We start from the raw sequence: 20,935 nt of genomic DNA on the forward strand, positions 1-20,935 counted from the left end.
AAGGAGATAAATGTGGCAAATACAGTAAATAATCGAGAAGTGATACTGGATACAATGCTTCTGATAACCAAAGAGGGAAAGCATTCCCATATTGCACTTCGGGGAGTGCTTGATAAATATCAATACTTAGAAAAAAAGGAGCGTGCCTTTATTACAAGAGTAGTAAATGGCACGCTTGAACGCATGATAGAATTAGACTATGTGATTTCTCTTTTTATTAACTTGAAAATCAATAAGTTAAAGCCGGTTATCCGAGCTATTTTAGAAACAGGAGTTTTCCAGATTCTGTATATGGATGGGATACCAGACAGTGCAGTATGCAATGAAGCGGTTAAATTGGCGAATCAAAGAGGGTTTCGCAATTTAAAAGGCTTTGTGAATGGAGTCCTGCGGAATGTAGCCAGAAAAAAGGAAGAAATCTCTTATCCAAATCTTGCAGTACGCTACTCTCTGCCGGAATGGATTGTTAAGATGTGGGAAGAAAGCTATACAGAACAAGAAATTGAAGTGATGGGTGCCTACTTTCTTGCGGAGAAGCCTTTTAGTATTCGATTTGATCCGGAAAGAATTCAAAAAGAACAACTGATTAAGCTTCTCAAAGAAGAAGAGATAGAGTCAGAAGAAATTCCAGGGTATTCAGATGCTCTTTATCTAAAGAACATTGATTATTTAGGCAAACTGAAAAGTTTTCAAGAGGGTCTTTTCTACGTACAGGATATTAGTTCGATGGAAGTGGGAAGATGGGCGCAACCTCAAAATGGAGATTACTGTATTGACTTGTGTGGTGCTCCCGGAGGGAAAACAATACATTTGAGTCAGCTTCTTAAAGGAAGTGGAATGGTGGATTGCCGAGACGTGTCTGAATATAAGGTGGACTTAATTCGAGAGAATCTAAAGAAAAGCCACATAGACAATGTGAAGGTAAAAGTCTTTGATGCAAGGCTGCTGGATGAAGACATTATAGACAAGGGAGATATTGTGATTGCAGATTTGCCTTGTTCTGGTCTGGGTGTATTGAACCGAAAGCCGGACATAAAATATCATTTAACAGAAGAAGGGCTGGTAAGCCTTGTTGAATTGCAAAGAGAGATATTAAAAAATGCAAGGAAATATGTAAAACCAGGTGGGAAACTCATCTATTCTACTTGTACAGTGAATAAAAAAGAAAATGAAGAGAATACAAGCTGGTTTCTTGAAAACAATTCGGATTTTAAGTTAATACGTGAAAAACAGCGTATTCCAGGTGTTGATATGGGAGATGGATTCTATCTGGCCCAGTTTCAAAAGGAGAAACATGACGAAGATTGATATATGTTCTTACAATTTAGAAGAGCTGATACAGGAACTAAAAAATATAGGTGAAAAGAGCTTTCGGGGAAAACAGATTTATGAATGGCTTCATATTAAGCTGGTCTCAGATTTTGACGAAATGACAAATCTCTCAAAGGATCTCAGGAATAAGCTAAAGGAGTCCTATCAAATTTGTAAAATGAAAAAAGTTGCTCAGCAGATTTCAAAGAAAGATGGAACCAGGAAATATTTGTTTGAGTTGGAAGATAAGAATGTAATTGAAAGTGTATTAATGAGTTATGATTACGGGAATTCTATTTGTATTTCGTCTCAAGTTGGCTGCAAGATGGGCTGTCGGTTTTGTGCTTCGACAATTGGTGGATTGAAACGTAATTTAAGAACCTCTGAAATGCTTCGGCAAATCTATGAGGTACAAAAAGAGCTGGGTGAAAGGATTTCCAATGTTGTCATTATGGGAACCGGAGAGCCTATGGATAACTATGATAATTTTGTAAAATTTGTTCGAATGATTAGTGATTCTAATGGGTTGTGTATCAGTCAACGTAATATAACCGTATCCACTTGTGGTCTGGTTCCGGAAATGAAGAAGCTCTCGAAAGAAGGCTTTCAGATAACATTGGCCTTGTCCCTGCATGGGGCAACCCAGGAAAAGAGAAAAGAACTGATGCCAATTGCAAATCAGTATTCCATTGACGAGGTATTATCTGCCTGTGAAAATTATTTTAAAGTAACAGGGAGACGTGTGTCTTTGGAGTATTCATTAGTGAAGGGTGTTAATGATACAGAAGAGTCAGCAAGAGATTTGATTCGCTTAATAGGAGGGAAGGGTTATCATTTAAATCTGATTCCGGTGAACCCGGTAAAAGAGAGACAATATGAGAAGCCAGACCCTAAAAATGCTCTTGCTTTTAAAAATAAACTTGAAAAAAACGGAATAAATGTTACTATTAGAAGGGAAAGAGGCTCGGATATTGATGGAGCCTGCGGTCAGCTAAGGCATCGTTTCCTGGCTGATGAGGAGGATGACAATAAATGAAACAGTATGCAATGACTGATGTAGGAAGAAAAAGAGAAATAAATCAGGATTCTGTATATGTGACCGACAAAAAAATTGGACCCTTCCCAAACTTATTAGCAGTAGCAGATGGAATGGGTGGTCATAAAGCTGGTGATTTTGCGTCCAAATACGCAATCAATGTTTTCAAGAGCGAACTGGCAAAGACAACATATAAAAATCCAGAAGAAATACTTAGAACTATTGCAATTACAGTAAATGATAAAGTAGTACAACAGGCACAAGAAGATATAAAGCTAGAGGGTATGGGTACGACTCTGGTGGTAGCAACAGTGATTGGAAGTACCTTATATTTTGCCAATGTGGGAGATAGCAGATTATACTTAATTAATGAAAAGATTATTCAGCTTTCCAAAGATCACTCTTTAGTAGAAGAAATGGTTCGGCTGGGAGGTATTAAAGCAGAAGAAGCAAAATATCATCCAGATAAAAACATCATTACAAGAGCAATTGGAGTAAAGGATTCTGTTGAAGCAGATGTATATGAATACAGCTTGAAAAAGGGCGATATTATTTTAATGTGTACAGACGGATTGAGTAATATGGTAGAAGATGAAGACATGTTTGATATTGTCAAAGGGTCAAGAGACCTGGTTGAAGCAGTTCATATGCTGGTTGAGAAAGCGAATAGTAATGGTGGGAGAGATAATATAGGAGTGGTAATGGCAGAACCACTTGCAGATGAGGTGAAAATAAGTGAGTAAAGGCATATTTCTTGGAAAACGATACGAGGTACTTAGTAAAATTGGTGCCGGCGGTATGGCGGATGTGTATAAAGGAAAAGACCATATGCTCAACCGGTTTATCGCAATTAAAGTATTGAAAAAAGAATTTAGAGAAGATAAAACATTTGTGGAAAAGTTTAATTCTGAGGCTCAGGCAGCAGCGGGACTTACGAACCCTAACATTGTCAATGTCTATGATGTTGGTGAAGACAGAGGACTTCATTATATGGTTATGGAATTGGTAGAAGGGGCCACGTTAAAAGAATATATACGAAAGAAAGGCAGACTTTCTTTTAAAGAAACCATTAGTATTGCAATTCAAATGTGTAATGGGATTAATGCGGCTCATGAAGCAGGGCTTATTCATAGAGACATTAAACCTCAGAATATTATTATATCCCAAGAGGGAAAAGTGAAGGTAACAGATTTTGGAATCGCAAAAGCAATTACCTCCAACACGATTTCTTCCAATGCTATGGGCTCTGTTCATTACACCTCTCCAGAGCAGGCCAGAGGTGGATATAGTGATATGCGCAGTGATATCTATTCCATGGGAATTACAATTTATGAGATGGTAACAGGTGAGGTTCCCTTTGATGGAGAATCAACGGTGGCTGTTGCAATGAAGCAGCTGCGGGAAGAAATGCCACTTCCATCGGATAAGGTACCGAACATTCCTTTTGCGTTGGAGCAGATTATCTTAAAATGTACTTTGAAAAGCGCGGAGAGAAGATATGCTGACACGCAAGAGTTGGCCGAAGATTTAAAACTGGCATTGACAGACCCGGATGGAGATTTTGTAGATATTGCACCTTTGAGAAATGCAGATACAATTATGATATCAGAAGAAGAATTAGATGATATCAAGCATCAATATGACGATTTGGATGAGGACGAGGATTACGATGAGGAATATGACGACTTAGACGGTGAATACAATATCAAATTAAAGAAAAAGAATGATAATAAGGTCAATCCAAAGATGAATCGTGTGATGAAGGTTCTTACAATTGCAGTAGCAGTTATTATATTAATTGTCTTAATTTTTGTGATTGGCAGAGCGGTGGGATTCTTCAATTTTGGACCAGACATTTCCACAGAGAGTTCCACAGAAAACGTTACAGTGCCTAATATATTGGGGATGACAGAGGAAGAAGCGAAAGCAGCTCTTAAGAAGAAGGATTTGGGTCTAAAGATAACGAAAAAGGAAGGCTCTACAGAATATGAAGAAGGATTGATATCAGCCCAGACTCCAGGAAAAGATGAAAAGGTTAAAAAGAATTCCAAAGTTGAGGTTGTAATCAGCAGCGGACTTGTAGGGGTTGAGATAGAGATACCAAATGTTGTAGGACTCTCAGAGTCAGCGGCAGAACAGGCTTTAAGCAATGCTGGATTTACGAAAATCAGTAAAGAGAGTGCCAATAGTGACTCTGTAGAAAGCGGTAATGTTATTTCGACAAATCCTACTGCTGGTGCCAAAGCTACAAAGGATGCAACAATTACTATGACGGTAAGTCTGGGGGCGAAAAAGCCGGATAAGGTAGAGGTTCCAAACGTTGTAGGAACGGATGAGGCAAGTGCAATTGCTGCAATTGAAAATGTAGGACTTAAGGTAAATCTTAAACGTGCAAACAGCAGAGATGTGGAAAGTGGATTGGTGATTTCCCAGGATCCTGCAAGTGGGAAGAAAGATCCAGGGACCACTGTTACCATTACAGTAAGTACAGGACCTGAAAATGTAACGGTTCCAAGTTTGGCTGGATATTCTTTGGAAGCTGCCAAGTCTGCACTTACCAATGTAGGGTTGACTTGGGAAGTGACATATGAGAAAAGTGATACCGTGACGGCAGGAATGGTGATTTCTTGTAGTCCTGAAAGTGGAGAAAGTGCTCCAGCTGGAAGCAGTGTTAATATTGTGATAAGTGACGGACCAGAAACACCGACACCGACGCCGACACCAGATCCGGAACCAACAAACCCGACAGGGAATGAATAAGAAGCATATTGAAGGGGAAAGATGACAGGAAAAATAATAAAAGGTATTGCCGGATTTTACTACGTTCACGTGGTAGAATCCGGTGTTTATGAGTGTAAGGCAAAAGGGATTTTCAGAAAAGATCATATCAAGCCCTTGATAGGAGATAATGTTGAAATTCAAGTTCTGGATGAAGAGAACAAGGAAGGGAACATTATCGAAATTCTGCCTAGACAAAATGAATTGATTCGGCCTAATGTTTCCAATATTGACCAGGCTTTAGTTGTTTTTGCAGTTGCAAGGCCTAAGCCACACTTCAATCTGTTGGACCGTTTTCTGGTTATGATGGAATACAAAGAAATTCCCACAATTCTTTGCTTTAATAAAGAAGACATTGCCAAAGAAGGACGCCTGGATGAATTAAAAGAAGTGTATGAAGAGTGTGGATATCCGGTTCTGTTTACCAGTGCAAAGGAAAAACGTCATATGGATGACTTAATGAAAGTATTAAAGGGAAAAACCACTGTTATTGCCGGACCCTCTGGTGTAGGAAAGTCTTCCCTTTTAAACGTATTGTTTCCAGAAGCAAATATGGAAACGGGAGCGATTAGTGAAAAAATTGAAAGAGGTAAGCACACTACAAGACATTCTGAGTTGTTTTCCTTAGGAGAAGATACATTTATCATGGATACTCCCGGATTTAGCTCTCTTTTTGTAATGGAGATGGAAAAGGAAGAGCTTAAGTATTGTTATCCGGAATTTGAGTCCTATAATGGAACATGCAAGTTTTCTACTTGTGATCATATAATGGAACCGGGATGCCGGGTTAAACAGGCAGTGGATGAGGAAATGATTTCAAAGATCCGGTATGGAAATTATGTGGATATATACAATGAAGTTAAGAATAGGAAAAGGTATTAACGATGAGTAGTGAGTTCGTAATTGTAAGTGGCGGAAAGCTCGAGGATGAAATAGGCCTTAAAATTTTGAAAAAGGAGCATATTGGCTGCGTGATTGGTGTAGACAAGGGGATTGAATTTCTATACAAGCATGATATCGTTCCCAGCTACATTGTAGGAGATTTTGATAGCGCATCTAAGGAAATTGCCACTTATTACAGAGATGAAAAAAATGTTGCTGTAAAGGAATATAATCCGGTAAAAGATGCATCCGACACGGAAATGGCGATTCGGCTTGCTATGACTTTGGGTGCAAAGAGCATTATTATTCTGGGAGCCACAGGAAAGCGTCTGGACCACCTTTGGGCTAATGTGCAGTGTCTTAGTATTCCGATGAAAAAGAATATAAAGGCTGTAATTCTAGATGGATACAACAGGATTTCCCTAAAAGATCAGGATTTTACATTGAAAAGGGAAGAGGCTTATGGAAATTATTTTTCGGTCTTTTCTTTGGACGGAGAAATTCACGGGGTTACAATAGAGGGCTGTAAATATCCATTGAATAATCACAGATTAACACCTTATGACAGTCTGTGTGTAAGCAATGAATTTGTAGAGGATGAAGTAAGTGTTTCGTTTCGGAATGGGACGATGATATTAATGGAAACAAAAGATAAATAGAAAGAGGAATGAACAAATATGAAGCTAGGAATTGTAGGATTACCAAATGTAGGAAAGAGCACTTTATTTAACTCTTTAACAAAAGCAGGGGCAGAATCAGCGAATTATCCTTTTTGTACAATTGACCCCAACGTAGGAGTTGTAACGGTACCAGACAAAAGATTGCAAGTGCTAGGAGATATGTACACAACGAAAAAAATTGTTCCGGCGGCTATTGAATTTGTCGATATCGCAGGTCTTGTAAAGGGAGCTTCAAAGGGAGAAGGTCTTGGAAACCAGTTTTTGGCAAACATCAGAGAAGTAGATGCGATTGTACATGTGGTTCGTTGCTTTGAGGATACGAATATCGTACATGTGGATGGAAGCATTAATCCGATGCGTGACATAGAGACCATAAATCTGGAACTTATTTTCTCGGATTTGGAAATTTTAGAAAGACGAATAGCAAAAGCAACAAAGCTTGCCCGCAACGATAAAAGTGCAGCGAAGGAGCTGGCTTTCCTTGAGAAAATAAAGAATCATTTAGAAGACGATAGATTGGCAAAAACCTTTGAAGATATAGCAGATGAAGAGGAAGAAAACTGGATTGAAAGTTATAATCTTTTGACTTATAAACCAGTCATATATGCTGCAAATGTTATGGAAGATGATCTTGCCAATGATGGAGCGGATAACGCCGGAGTACAGGCAGTTCGAGAATATGCAGCGAAAGAGAACAGCGAAGTATTCGTTGTGTGTGCCCAGATTGAACAAGAACTGGCAGAATTGGACGAGGAAGAGAAGAAAGAATTCCTTGAGGATTTAGGGCTCAGCGAATCCGGATTGGAGAAATTAATTCGGGCAAGCTACAAGCTTCTTGGTCTTATCAGTTTTTTGACAGCAGGGGAGCAAGAAGTAAGAGCCTGGACAATTACAGATGGGATGAAGGCACCACAGGCAGCTGGGAAGATTCATACTGATTTTGAGAGAGGTTTTATTCGGGCAGAAGTAGTCTATTATGATGACTTAGTGGGAAATGGAACTTATCAGGCTGCAAAAGAAAAAGGTTTGGTTCGTCTGGAAGGAAAGGAATACATTGTGAAGGATGGAGACGTTATTCTCTTCCGGTTTAATGTATAAGAAGTGGTAGCATGAATAAAAGAATTGATTTTCCGAATCTGGGGATTCACCTAAAAAATGTTGGGATGAATTTCGATGTTTTTGGTTTTGAAATTGCATATTACGGTATTTTAATTGGACTAGGTGTTTTGGCAGGTGTTGCAATTGCTATGCAGATGGCAAAAAAATCAAAGCAAAACCCAGAAACATATTTAGATTTAGCAATTGTTGGGGTTATTACATCTGTTATAGGTGCAAGGCTTTTCTACGTTGCCTTTTCCTGGGAGGAATACAAAGATGACCTTCTAAGTATTCTCAACGTCAGACAAGGGGGACTTGCTATCTATGGCGGGATTATAGCTGCAATTATTGTTGCGTTTCTATTTGGGAGAAAAAAGAAGATATCTGTTTTCCTTTTGCTGGATACGGTATCAGTTGGACTGGTAACCGGTCAGATGATAGGACGATGGGGTAATTTTTTTAACCGGGAAGTGTTTGGAGAATATACAAATAATATTTTTGCGATGCGGCTTCCGTTAAGCGAAGTAAGGGCTTCGGATGTATCGGAAAAAATGCGGCAACACATGGAGACAGTGGATGGTGCTCAGTATATACAAGTACATCCTACTTTTTTATACGAGTCTCTATGGTGTCTGGGTTTATTGATTATCCTATTGATTTTTTATAAACATAAAAAATTTAACGGTGAGGTGTTTTTGGTATATATGCTGGGATATGGCATTGGAAGATTCTGGATTGAGGGAATCCGAACAGATCAACTATTTATTACGGGAACTCAGATACCGGTATCTCAGATGCTTGCGGCAGTCTTTGCATTAGTGGCTCTGGTTCTAATTATTATCAAACGAATACAGATTACAAAAAGAGGTATTGATTCTAAATTATAAGAATCAATACCTCTAAATTTTCCTTATTTAATAAATCCGAAGCAGTTCAAAATAATGATAATCATTAATACTGGAATGACGACAGCAGATAATACTTTTTGGTAACCGGAAAGCTTGCCATCTCTGCCGTCAGCTGTTAGTTCCTTCTCATAGTTATCAAATCCCCAAACGCGCCAAATATAAAAGCAGGTCAGAAGACAGCCAAGAGGAAGAAGCACATAGGCAGTGAAGGTATCCAACCAGTCATACAGATTGTAATGGGCAATTCCGCTTACATCCAGCCAAGGAAGTGAAATATGACTTAGAATACCAAATCCAAGGGATACAATGGTGCCTCCTGCAAAGATAATTAGTGATACAATAACCGTTGCCTTTTTATGAGAAATTTTCACTGTTTCTTCAAACCACTTAACAGGTATTTCAATAATGGTAAATAAGGTGGATAGTACCGCAAAAATCAATGAGAGGAAGAAGAATAATCCAATGATTCGTCCTCCAGGAAGTTTGTCGAAAATTTGTGTCATTACAACGAAGATAAGGGATGGACCACTTGCAACATCTACACCAGCGCCAAAAGCGGAAGGGATGATTACAAATCCAGCTAAAATTGCGACTGCAGTATCACAGATGGTTACCCACATGGAATCCTTCTTGATATTGTTTTCTGCTGGAAGACTGGCGCCCAGAGTAACAAAGATTCCCCATCCAATTCCAACAGAAAACAGAACTTGGGTAGCGGCATCAGCAAATACCTTAACAGACATTTTGCTAAAATCTGGAATTAAGTAATACTTCAAACCTTCGACTGCACCGGGAGTAGCAAAGATTGCCCAGACACCACAGATGATAAGTAGAATAAATAAGGCAGGCATAATAATTTTTGTGACCTTTTCGACAAGGTTTGTAATGCCAAAGAACAGTAGGAATGCAACTATAATCATTAATATTCCTGTATATATGATTGGAGATGCCGTACTGGAAGTGAATTCGTTAAAATAAATTTGAGTATCTACTCCAAAATCTGTTCCAATAACATATGATACAGCATATTTTAACACCCACCCTCCTACTACAATATAGTAGATGTCAATCAGTGTTGTACAAAGAATTGCAACAATACCAATGAATTTGTACTTTTTCTTAAACTTCCCAAATGCTGCCGCTACGTTTCCTCTTCCGTAACGTCCAATTGCTGTTTCCATTTCAACCATAGGGTGTCCCATGATAAAAATGAGTATGAGGTAGACAAGGATGAAAATCCCACCTCCGCCTCCGTACGCCAGGTATGGAAAGCGCCAGATGTTACCAAGACCTATTGCAGCGCCGGCGGCAACCATGATGTAACCAAATCGTGAGCCCCATTGAGCTTGTTTCTTTTTTTCGTCCATATACTCTCTCCTTTTCTTATGTATTAATCATACCATGATGAGAAAAAGTGTCAAGTGTATGTAAAAAGGAACAATATAAAACACCCCAACACCTTGTATTTTAGGGTGGGGAGAGCTATAATAAAAGAACACGTCAAATATTATATACGTAATCAAAGGAGGAAAAATTTAATGGCTAGAAAAATGAAAACCATGGATGGGAATCAGGCGGCAGCACATGTGGCATATGCTTATACTGAAGTTGCAGCAATCTATCCTATTACACCATCTTCTGTAATGCCTGAACATATTGATGAATGGGCAGCAGAGGGCAAAAAAAATATTTTTGGTCAGCCTGTTCAAGTAACAGAAATGCAATCAGAAGCAGGAGCAGCAGGAGCAGTTCACGGATCCTTAGCAGCAGGAGCCTTGACAACTACATTTACTGCATCTCAAGGTTTGCTTTTGATGGTACCAAACATTTATAAGGTAGCAGGAGAATTACTGCCAGGGGTGTTCCATGTGTCAGCTCGTGCGCTTGCAAGTCACGCACTTTCTATCTTTGGAGATCATTCAGATGTTTACGCCTGTCGTCAGACTGGAGCAGCAATGCTTTGTGAATCCAGTGTGCAGGAAGTAATGGATCTTGCTCCAGTTGCTCACTGTGCAGCAATGAAAGGTAAGTTACCATTCATTAACTTCTTTGATGGATTTAGAACTTCTCATGAAATTCAAAAAATCGAAGCTTGGGACTATGAAGATTTAGCAGACATGATGGATATGGATGCGATTGATGCGTTTAGAGAAAATGCGTTAAATCCAAATCATCCTGTTCAAAGAGGTTCTGCACAGAATCCTGACATTTTCTTCCAAGCAAGAGAAGCAAGTAATGTATATTATGATGCATTGCCAGGAATTGTTCAGGAATATATGGACAAAGTTAATGAAAAAATCGGTACAGATTACAAATTGTTCAACTACTACGGTGCAGAAGATGCTACCAAGGTAATTATTGCAATGGGTTCTGTTTGCGAAACGATTGATGAAACAATTGATTACTTAATGAAAGCTGGAGAAAAAGTCGGAGTTGTTAAGGTTCGTTTGTTCAGACCATTCTGCAACGAAGCATTGCTTGATGCAATTCCAGATTCTGTAAAATACATTAATGTATTAGACAGAACAAAAGAACCGGGAGCTTTAGGAGAACCATTGTACTTAGACGTTGTTGCAGCGTTAAAGGGAACGAAGTTTGATCAGATTCCAGTAAATTGCGGACGCTATGGATTAAGCTCAAAGGATACAACACCAGAGCAGGTTGTTGCAGTATTTAACAATACAGAGAAGAAACTCTTTACTGTAGGAATCAATGATGATGTTACAAACTTATCTCTTCCAATCGGAGAATCAATCGATTCTACACCAGAAGGAACAATTAACTGTAAGTTCTGGGGACTTGGAGCAGATGGTACTGTTGGAGCAAATAAAAACTCTATCAAAATTATTGGTGATCATACAGATATGTATGCACAAGCATACTTTGATTATGACTCTAAAAAATCAGGTGGTATTACAATGTCTCATTTGAGATTTGGTAAGAAACCAATTCAGTCTACTTACCTGATTAAGAAAGCAAACTTTGTTGCCTGTCATAATCCATCTTATGTGAATAAATACAACATGGTTCAAGAATTAGTAGATGGAGGAACATTCCTACTAAACTGTTCTTGGGATATGGATGGTTTGGAAGAACATTTACCAGGACAGGTAAAGGCTTACATTGCAAACCACAATATTAAGTTCTATACAATTGATGGTATTAAAATTGGTAAAGAAATCGGACTCGGAGGACGTATTAACACAGTGCTTCAATCTGCATTCTTTAAACTTGCAAATGTTATACCTGAAGAAGATGCAATTAAGTTCATGAAGGACGCAGCCAAAGCTACTTATGGTAGAAAAGGTGATAAGATCGTAAAAATGAACTATGATGCAATCGATGCCGGAGCAGAACAGGCAGTTCGAATCGAGGTTCCAGAATCTTGGAAGAATGCTGCTGATGAAGGCTTATTTGTTCGTGATATTAAGGGTGGAAAAGAGGATGCAGTAGCATTTGTTACAAACATCCAAAGAAAAGTAAATGCTCAAGAAGGAAATACACTTCCTGTTTCAGCATTTGGTGATTATATTGATGGTACAACTCCGGTTGGTACTGCTGCATTCGAAAAACGTGGTATTGCAGTGGATATTCCAGTATGGAAGTCTGAAAACTGTATTCAGTGTAACCGTTGTGCTTATGTGTGTCCTCATGGAGTTATTCGTCCGGTAGCACTTACTGAAGAAGAACTTGCAAAGGCGCCAGAAGGAACGAAGACAATCGATATGATTGGTATGCCAGGTATGAAGTTTACCATGACAATTTCAGCGCTTGACTGTCAGGGATGTGGATCTTGTGCAAACGTTTGCCCAGGTAAGAAGGGTGAAAAAGCACTTGTTATGGAAAGCCTTGAAGAGAACATGGCAGAGCAAGAAATCTTTGATTTTGGTACAGAGATTCCAGTAAAACCAGAAGTAGTAGCGAAATTCAAAGGAAATACCGTTAAGGGAAGTCAGTTTAAACAACCATTGTTAGAGTTCTCAGGAGCTTGTGCAGGTTGTGGAGAAACACCTTACGCTAAATTAATCACACAGTTATTTGGTGATAGAATGTATATTGCAAATGCAACAGGATGTTCTTCAATCTGGGGGAACTCAGCACCTTCTACACCTTACACAGTAACACCAGAAGGAAAAGGTCCAGCATGGGCAAACTCTTTATTTGAAGATAACGCAGAATTTGGTTATGGAATGCTTCTTGGACAAATCGCTATTCGTAAGAGATTAGGAGAAAAGGTTGCAGCAATTGCAGAAGCAGCAGAATCTACAGACGAAGTAAAAGCAGCTTGTAAAGAATACATGGATAGCTTCCATGACGGAGCTACCAATGGTGATGCTACTGACAAGCTTGTAAGTGTATTATCAGGAATTGATTGTGATGTATGCAAAGATGTTGTGAAGAACAAAGACTTCTTGGCGAAAAAATCACAGTGGATCTTTGGTGGAGACGGATGGGCATATGACATCGGATTCGGTGGATTAGACCACGTACTTGCCAGTGGACAAGATATCAACATCATGGTGTTTGACACAGAGGTTTACTCTAACACAGGTGGACAATCTTCTAAATCTACACCAACTGGAGCAACTGCTCAGTTTGCTGCTGCAGGTAAAGAAGTGAAGAAAAAAGATTTGGCTCAAATCGCTATGAGTTATGGATATGTATATGTTGCTCAAATTGCTATGGGTGCAGACTTTAATCAGACTGTAAAGGCAATTGCAGAAGCAGAAGCTTATCCAGGACCATCAATCGTTATTGCTTACGCACCATGTATTAATCACGGTATTAAGAATGGTGGTATGACGATGTCTCAGACAGAGGAAGAAAGAGCAGTTAAGGCAGGTTACTGGCATAACTTCCGCTTTAATCCTGATGCAGAAGGAGATAAGCTTGTAGTAGATAGTAAAGAACCTACAGAAGACTATATTGAATTCTTGAACGGAGAGGTTCGTTACAATGCGCTTATGAGAGCAAATCCAGAAAGAGCAGAAAGACTGTTTGAAAAATCAGCAAAAGAAGCGAAAGAGAAATATCAGCATTTAATCAAACTGGTAGATCTTTATAAAGCAGAATAAGATAAAAAAGATACCGGTGTCACTCAGTTGAGTGATGCCGGTTTTTTATGAGAAAAGATAAAAAAAAGATAGACATCACAGAATCAAGTGATGTCTACCCTTATTTTTGGCTTTGCTATTTTATCTATACAATACCTTGGAAGCTCATTGCTTCAGCTACTTTCTCGAATCCTGCAATATTTGCACCTAATACATAGTTGCAATCTTGGCCGTAGCGCTTTGCAGCTTCATCCATAGCATGTGTAATATTAATCATGATATCCTGAAGCTTCTTATCTACTTCTTCAAAGGTCCAGCTTAACCGTTCACTGTTTTGTGACATTTCTAAAGCGGAGGTTGCTACACCACCAGCATTTGCAGCTTTTCCAGGTGCAAAGATAACGCCATTTTTCTGAAGATATTCTGTTGCATCCAATGTAGTTGGCATATTGGCTCCTTCTGCAACAACAGCGCATCCATTTGCAACCAATGCTTTCGCATCGTCGATTAAAAGCTCGTTTTGAGTTGCACATGGAAGAGCAATATCAACTTTAACGCTCCATACACCACGACCTTCATGGTACTGGGCACTTTGGCGTGCAGCAGCGTATTCTGTCAGGCGGGCACGTTTGACTTCCTTTACTTCTTTTAAAAGAGCCACGTCAATTCCTTCCGGATCATAAATCCAGCCAGTTGAATCAGAGCAAGTAACGCATTTTGCACCCATTTCGTGAGCTTTTTCAATCGCATAGATTGCTACATTACCAGAACCAGATACAGCACAAGTCTTTCCGGCAATATCCATTCCATTAATTTTTAACATTTCTTTTGTGAGGTAAAGTAAACCGTATCCAGTAGCCTCTGTACGTGCTAAAGAACCGCCATAAGTTAAGCCTTTGCCTGTTAAAACACCTTCGAAGACGCCGCGGATTCTCTTGTATTGACCGAACATAAATCCGATCTCTCTTGCGCCGACACCAATATCACCGGCAGGAACATCTGTGTCTGCCCCAATATATTTACAAAGCTCTGTCATGAAACTTTGGCAAAATGCCATGATTTCACGGTCAGATTTTCCTTTTGGATCGAAGTCTGCTCCACCTTTTCCGCCACCGATAGGCAGTCCTGTGAGAGAGTTTTTAAATACTTGTTCGAATCCAAGGAACTTAATGATTCCTAAGTTCACAGATGGATGGAAACGTAATCCCCCTTTGTAAGGTCCGATTGCACTGTTAAATTGAACACGGTAACCGGTATTTACTTGAACTTGTCCGTTATCATCTACCCATGGTACGCGGAACTTAAATTGACGCTCTGGGTTAACCATTCTTTCAAGAAGGGCTTCTTTCTGATATTTTTCTTCATTCTTTTCAATGATAGGTCTTAGAGACTCAAGTACTTCTTTTACAGCTTGATGAAACTCGGGTTCACTAGGGTTTTTCTCGATAACTGACTGAATAACATTATCAATGTATGACATTTCTTTTCCTCCTAAATGTGATGTGTATAAATATTAATTTTGCAAGTATGATTATACAATACTGCAAAAGTGATTGCAAGGTTGAGTTTAAAAAAATGGGATATTAGTCCTTTTTAGTTGACCTGAAAAAACTTATAAGGTAAAATCAATTATTATGAGAACAAGTGATTGAGAAGGGATGAGAAGATGAGAAAAAAAATGAAACTATGGGCAATTCCATTTATGCTTTTTATGGTATTTGTTTTGCCTGTCACGGCTATGGCTGCAGAGGAGGGAGATGTACCTGTCTCAAATATGTATGCGACTTTTTGGGCGCTTGTACCGCCTCTTGTTGCGATTATCTTGGCATTGGTAACGAAGGAGGTATACAGCTCCCTGTTTATTGGAATCTTAATTGGAGGAGTTTTTGCCTCAAACTTTAATTTTGAGCACACAATTAACCATGTTTTTGAACGAGGAATTATCAGTGTAATTTCAGATAGCTATAATGTGGGTATTCTTGTGTTTTTAGTAATACTTGGAATCATGGTTGCTATGATGAACAAGGCAGGTGGATCTGCAGCTTTTGGAGAATGGGCGAAAATCCATATTAAAAGCCGGGTAGGAGCACAACTAGCCACAGTGGTCTTGGGAGTATTGATTTTTATTGATGATTATTTCAATTGTTTGACGGTTGGAAGTGTAATGAGACCGGTAACGGACAGTCATAATGTATCCAGAGCAAAACTGGCGTATTTAATTGATGCAACAGCTGCACCGGTTTGTATTATTGCCCCAATTTCTTCCTGGGCGGCCGCAGTAACAGGATTTGTAGAAGGAGAGGATGGATTTTCTATTTTTATCCGTGCAATACCCTATAACTTTTATGCATTGCTAAGCATTGTTATGATGATTTCTATCACGGTGATGAAGTTTGATTATGGCCCGATGAAACTCCACGAGAAAAATGCGAAAAATGGAGACTTGTTTACAACTCCAGACAGACCTTATGCAGATGCAAAGGAAGAAGTGGTTTCTTCCAAAGGGAAGGTAATTGATCTGGTATTTCCTATTATAGTATTGATTGTTGCATGTACAATTGGAATGATTTATACGGGTGGTTTTTTTGAGGGTGCCGATTTTGTAACAGCATTTTCAAACAGCGATGCCTCTGTTGGTTTGGTATATGGCAGCTTTTTTGGATTTGTTTTTACAATCTTCTTTTACTGGCTTCGGAAAGTGCTAAAGTTTAGAGAATGTATGGAGTGTATTCCAGACGGATTTAAGGCTATGGTACCTGCAATTCTCATACTGACACTTGCGTGGACACTAAAGGCAATGACAGATAGTCTTGGTGCGGCAGAGTTCGTAGCAGGAGCTATGGAGAGCAGCGCGGGACATTTGATGAATTTCCTTCCTGCGATTATTTTCTTGATTGGCTGCTTCTTGGCATTTGCCACGGGAACCTCATGGGGGACTTTTGGAATTTTAATTCCAATCGTTGTTGCAGTATTTTCAGGAAATGATCAAAATATGATGATTATTTCGATTTCGGCATGTCTGGCAGGAGCAGTTTGTGGAGATCATTGTTCTCCGATTTCAGATACTACCATTATGGCATCAGCAGGAGCCCAGAGTAATCACGTAAATCATGTGTCAACTCAGCTTCCTTATGCGATTACAGTTGCGGCTGTTTCGTTTGTAACATATATTGTGGCGGGATTTGTACGAAGTGCGTTTATTGCATTGCCTGTAGGAATTGTTCTTTTGTTCGCTGTTCTTTTGATTATTCGGAAGAAGACACAGGAAAGCTAAATTGAGAAAATGGGAGGTAAAGACATTGGTCTTTATCTCCTTTTTTGTGCTATAATACCATATATACAAAAAGGAGGAAGATGGTATGGTATTGGAGAAGATAGAAGCATACGAATTATTACAGGAAAAAGAAATCAAGGGCATCGCTTCAACAGGTTATGTTTTCAGACATAAAAAGAGTGGTGCTCGTGTTTTGTATATAGAGAACAATGACAGCAATAAAGTGTTCACAATTGGATTCCGAACACCCCCTAAGGACAGCACAGGCCTGCCCCATATTTTGGAGCATTCTGTTCTTTGTGGATCCAAGAAATATCCGGCGAAAGACCCTTTTGTGGAATTGGTGAAAGGTTCTCTGAATACCTTCCTAAACGCAATGACATATCCGGATAAAACGGTGTATCCTGTTGCGAGTCAAAATGACAAGGATTTCCAGAATTTGATGAATGTATATCTGGATGCAGTTTTTTATCCTAAAATCTATGAGCGGGAGGAGATATTCAGACAAGAGGGATGGAGCTATAAGCTGGAAAAGGAAGAGGATGCGCTTCAATATAATGGAGTAGTATATAACGAAATGAAGGGAGCGTTTTCGTCACCAGAGGGAGTGCTGGACCGCAGAATTGTCAATGCATTGTTTCCGGACACAACCTACGCCAACGAATCGGGAGGAGATCCAGAGGAAATCCCAAATCTGACGTATGAAGAATTTCTGGATTTCCACAGAGCCTATTACCATCCCTCGAATAGTTATATCTATTTGTATGGGGATTTGGATATTGAAGAAAAGCTGAAATTTATTGATGAAGAATACTTAAATGATTTTGAATATAAGAAAATTGATTCAGAAATACAGATGCAGGAACCTTTTAAGGAAATACAGGACAAAGAATTTCCTTATTCGATTTCACAAGAGGAATCAATGAAGGACAACACTTATCTGTCTTACAATAGAGTTGTGGGAACGAATTTGGATAAAGAGCTGTATCTGGCATTTCAGGTGCTGGATTATGTACTTCTTTCCTCGCCGGGAGCGATTCTCAAGAAAAATCTTATTGAGGCTGGAATAGGAAAGGATATTTTAGGCGGATATGACAATGGGGTACTGCAGCCCTTCTTTTCTGTTGTGGCCAAAGGAGCTAATAAAGAAGACGAGAAGAGATTTTTAGAGGTTATTGAGAATACGCTGGCAGAGTTGGTAGAAAACAAAATTGAGTTGAAAGCCCTGGAGGCAGGAATCAATTATCAGGAATTCCAATATCGGGAAGCCGATTTTGGCGGATATCCGAAAGGACTCATCTATGGACTGGAGGTTTTTGATAGCTGGCTTTATGATGATCAGTCCGTATTTACACATTTGGATGCCCTTGACACTTTTGCTTTTTTGAGAGAAAAAATAGGTACGGATTATTATGAAAACCTGATTCAGAAGTATCTCATTGATAACACTCATGGAGTAAATGTAAGAGTGATCCCAGAGCAGGGAAGGACAACAATCTTAGAAAAAGAGCTGGAAGAGAGTCTGAGACTATATAAAGAAAGCCTTGGAAAAGAAGAGCTGGAAGAGCTGGTGCTAAAGACAAAAAGATTAGAAGAGTATCAAAATGAAGAAGAAGCCTTAGAAGATATAGAAAAAATTCCACTTCTCAAAAGAGAAGATTTGACGAAAAAGCCTCAGCTAATTGCGAATGAAAAGATGGAGCTTAATGGAGTTCCCCTTTTGTTTCACGAAATCAATACAAACGGAATTGGTTACTTGAATTTTATTTTTGATACGAATGGAATTGGGGAAGAGGATTTGCCATATCTTGGTTTGCTTCAGGGAATTTTAGGACTTGTTGATACGAAAAATTATACTTATGGAGAGTTATCCAATGAAATTAACGTTCATACAGGAGGGGTAGGGACTCATTTAGATACCTATGTCAATGTGAATGATCCAGTCAATAGTGGATTTAAAGCTACCTTTGAGGTGAAAACAAAGGCTCTTTATGATAAATTGGAGGTCTCTTTCGATATGGTGAAGGAGATTCTGCTCCATTCGAATCTGGAAGATGAAAAGCGGATTAAAGAGATTATCTCCATGTCCACATCAAGACTTTTGATGAAGTTTCAACAGGCGGGACATTCCACAGCGGTTTCCAGAGCTTCTTCGTATTCGTCTGTAATAGGTAAATATAAAGAATTAACTTCTGGAATCGATTATTATCAATTCCTGGCAGCGTTATTAGAGGATTATGATAATCGGAAAGAGGAGATGGTTTCGAAGCTCAGGAAAATATTAGTACACGTTTTCCGAAAAGAAAATCTATTAATCAGCTTCACAGCAGAACGGGAAGGCTTGGAAGGGATTCATAAAAAGCTGCCTGAATTTACAGATCTTCTTTTTGTTGATGAAAGAAAGATGGAAGCTTTTCAGCCTGTATTGGAAAAGAAAAATGAAGGCTTTAAATCTGCGACCAAAGTACAGTATGCTGCACAATGTGGGAATTTTATGAAGGTGGGAGAGAGCTATAAAGGTACTTTACAGATATTAAAAGTGATACTTGGCTATGATTATTTGTGGCAAAATATCCGTGTGAAAGGCGGTGCCTACGGTGCAATGTGTGGATTCAACCGAATTGGGGAGGGATTTTTAACCTCATACCGTGATCCGAATCTGAAAGAGACCTATGAAGTTTATCAAAATACGGTAGATTATATCAAGAATTTTCAAGCTTCAGACAGAGAGCTAACGAAGTATATCATTGGTACAATGAGTAATCTGGATCAGCCTATGACACCAGCTACCAAAGGGGAGCGCTCCAAGAACCTTTACTTATCAAATATCAGCTATGAGATGCTTGTAAAGGAAAGAGAAGATGTGTTAGGCGCTACGGTGGAAGAAATACGGGAACTGTATAAAGTTGTAGAAGCGGTGTTGGCGGCAAAACAGATTTGCTGTATTGGAAGTGAAGAGAAGATTACTGAAAACAAAGAGTTGTTTAATGAAGTAAAGGGATTTTAGGAGGAAATATGTCGGAAAATAAAAAGTCAGGTTTTGTAACGCTAATTGGTAGACCTAATGTGGGGAAATCAACTCTTATGAACTATTTAATTGGTCAAAAAATTGCAATTACATCAAATAAGCCACAGACCACCAGAAATAGAATACAAGCAGTTTTAACCAGAGAAGAAGGGCAAATCATTTTTTTGGACACTCCAGGAATACATAAGGCCAAGAATCGTCTGGGGGACTACATGGTGAAAACGGCTACTGGAACCATTCAGGATGTGGATGTTGTTCTGTTTTTAGTAGAGCCAACCACTTTTATTGGAAAAGGTGAGCAATTTATAATAGAGCAATTAAAGAAAACGAAGGAGCCTGTCTTTTTGATTATTAATAAGGTGGATTCTGTACAAAAAGAAGAAGTATTAAAATCCATTGATGCATACAAAGATTTGTATGATTTTGCAGAGATTATTCCAGTATCTGCACGAAACGGAGATAATATAGATGCGTTGATAACGGAGATATACCGTTATCTGCCAGAGGGTCCTATGTTCTACGAAGAGGATACGTTGACAGATCAGCCAATGAAACAGATCGTAGCAGAAATTATTAGAGAGAAGGCCCTTCATAGTCTGAATGAAGAAATCCCTCATGGAATCGCGGTTGCCATTGAAAGTATGAAGAAGAAGGGAAAGATTTATCATATTGAGGCGACAATTATTGCGGAAAAGGAGTCACATAAAGGAATTATTATTGGAAAGCAAGGGGTAATGCTTAAGAAAATCGGAAGTACAGCAAGGTATGAGTTGGAACAACTTCTTGGGTATCAGGTAAACCTAAAGCTTTGGGTAAAGATAAAGAAGGACTGGAGAGACAGTGAGTTTCTTTTGAAGAATTTTGGATATCAGAAAGAAGAGTAAAG

At 39.0% G+C, this 20,935-nt stretch carries 14 protein-coding genes; 12 read left to right on the plus strand and 2 right to left on the minus strand.

What is annotated here, in order from left to right:
• Positions 1–12: 12 nt before the first annotated feature.
• From rsmB to lgt, 8 genes are read left to right on the plus strand one after another with little or no spacing between them, the layout of a single operon-like run.
• Positions 13–1,308 carry a 16S rRNA (cytosine(967)-C(5))-methyltransferase RsmB gene (gene rsmB / locus NHH15_RS09990; protein WP_262066527.1) on the plus strand — a complete coding sequence of 432 codons (1,296 nt, stop codon included), beginning with the start codon at positions 13–15 and terminating at the stop codon, positions 1,306–1,308.
• Entirely contained in the window at positions 1,295–2,347 is a 1,053-nt protein-coding gene (rlmN, locus tag NHH15_RS09995; protein WP_262066528.1) for a dual-specificity RNA methyltransferase RlmN, read from the plus strand. Before rsmB ends, rlmN begins: the two co-directional genes overlap by 14 nt.
• Positions 2,344–3,090 carry a Stp1/IreP family PP2C-type Ser/Thr phosphatase gene (locus tag NHH15_RS10000; protein WP_262066529.1) on the plus strand — a complete coding sequence of 249 codons (747 nt, stop codon included), beginning with the start codon at positions 2,344–2,346 and terminating at the stop codon, positions 3,088–3,090. The genes rlmN and NHH15_RS10000 overlap by 4 nt, the downstream gene beginning before the upstream one ends.
• Positions 3,083–5,107 (plus strand): Stk1 family PASTA domain-containing Ser/Thr kinase, encoded by a 2,025-nt coding sequence (pknB, locus tag NHH15_RS10005; protein ID WP_262066530.1) that lies wholly within the window; start codon positions 3,083–3,085, stop codon positions 5,105–5,107. The genes NHH15_RS10000 and pknB overlap by 8 nt, the downstream gene beginning before the upstream one ends.
• 21 nt (positions 5,108–5,128) lie before the next feature.
• Positions 5,129–6,007, plus strand: coding sequence for a ribosome small subunit-dependent GTPase A (gene rsgA / locus NHH15_RS10010; protein ID WP_262066531.1), 879 nt, complete (start codon positions 5,129–5,131; stop codon positions 6,005–6,007).
• Positions 6,008–6,009: 2 nt separating this feature from the next.
• Positions 6,010–6,666: a thiamine diphosphokinase gene (locus NHH15_RS10015; RefSeq protein ID WP_262066532.1), complete on the plus strand. Its 657-nt coding sequence runs from the start codon at positions 6,010–6,012 to the stop codon at positions 6,664–6,666.
• 18 nt (positions 6,667–6,684) lie between these two features.
• Positions 6,685–7,785 (plus strand): redox-regulated ATPase YchF, encoded by a 1,101-nt coding sequence (gene ychF / locus NHH15_RS10020; protein WP_262066533.1) that lies wholly within the window; start codon positions 6,685–6,687, stop codon positions 7,783–7,785.
• A gap of 11 nt (positions 7,786–7,796) precedes the next feature.
• A complete protein-coding gene (lgt, locus tag NHH15_RS10025; RefSeq protein WP_262066534.1) occupies positions 7,797–8,672 on the plus strand; it encodes a prolipoprotein diacylglyceryl transferase in 876 nt (291 codons plus the stop codon).
• 23 nt (positions 8,673–8,695) lie between these two features.
• Here the strand turns inward: lgt and NHH15_RS10030 are convergent, their stop codons facing one another.
• A complete protein-coding gene (locus NHH15_RS10030) occupies positions 8,696–10,060 on the minus strand; it encodes a sodium-dependent transporter (RefSeq protein ID WP_262066535.1) in 1,365 nt (454 codons plus the stop codon).
• Positions 10,061–10,231: 171 nt separating this feature from the next.
• On the opposite strand from NHH15_RS10030, the gene nifJ reads away from it, so the two are divergent.
• The gene (gene nifJ / locus NHH15_RS10035; RefSeq protein WP_262066536.1) at positions 10,232–13,768 is read left to right on the plus strand and encodes a pyruvate:ferredoxin (flavodoxin) oxidoreductase; all 3,537 of its coding nucleotides are present in this window, start codon (positions 10,232–10,234) and stop codon (positions 13,766–13,768) included.
• 124 nt (positions 13,769–13,892) lie between these two features.
• Here nifJ and gdhA read toward each other — a convergent pair whose 3' ends face one another.
• On the minus strand, positions 13,893–15,227 hold the full coding sequence (gene gdhA, locus NHH15_RS10040; RefSeq protein ID WP_262066537.1) for an NADP-specific glutamate dehydrogenase: 1,335 nt from the start codon (positions 15,225–15,227) through the stop codon (positions 13,893–13,895).
• Between the two features lie 186 nt (positions 15,228–15,413).
• Between gdhA and NHH15_RS10045 the strand changes: the two genes are divergently transcribed.
• From NHH15_RS10045 to era, 3 genes are all read left to right on the plus strand, one after another.
• Positions 15,414–17,021: a Na+/H+ antiporter NhaC family protein gene (locus NHH15_RS10045; protein ID WP_262066538.1), complete on the plus strand. Its 1,608-nt coding sequence runs from the start codon at positions 15,414–15,416 to the stop codon at positions 17,019–17,021.
• An 85-nt stretch (positions 17,022–17,106) separates the two neighbouring features.
• Positions 17,107–20,028, plus strand: coding sequence for an insulinase family protein (locus tag NHH15_RS10050; RefSeq protein WP_262066539.1), 2,922 nt, complete (start codon positions 17,107–17,109; stop codon positions 20,026–20,028).
• Positions 20,029–20,036: 8 nt separating this feature from the next.
• Entirely contained in the window at positions 20,037–20,933 is an 897-nt protein-coding gene (gene era / locus NHH15_RS10055; RefSeq protein ID WP_262066540.1) for a GTPase Era, read from the plus strand.
• Positions 20,934–20,935 lie beyond the last annotated feature (2 nt).

Origin of the sequence: Aequitasia blattaphilus (assembly GCF_024721305.1) — a bacterium.
Lineage (GTDB): Bacteria > Bacillota > Clostridia > Lachnospirales > Lachnospiraceae > Aequitasia > Aequitasia blattaphila.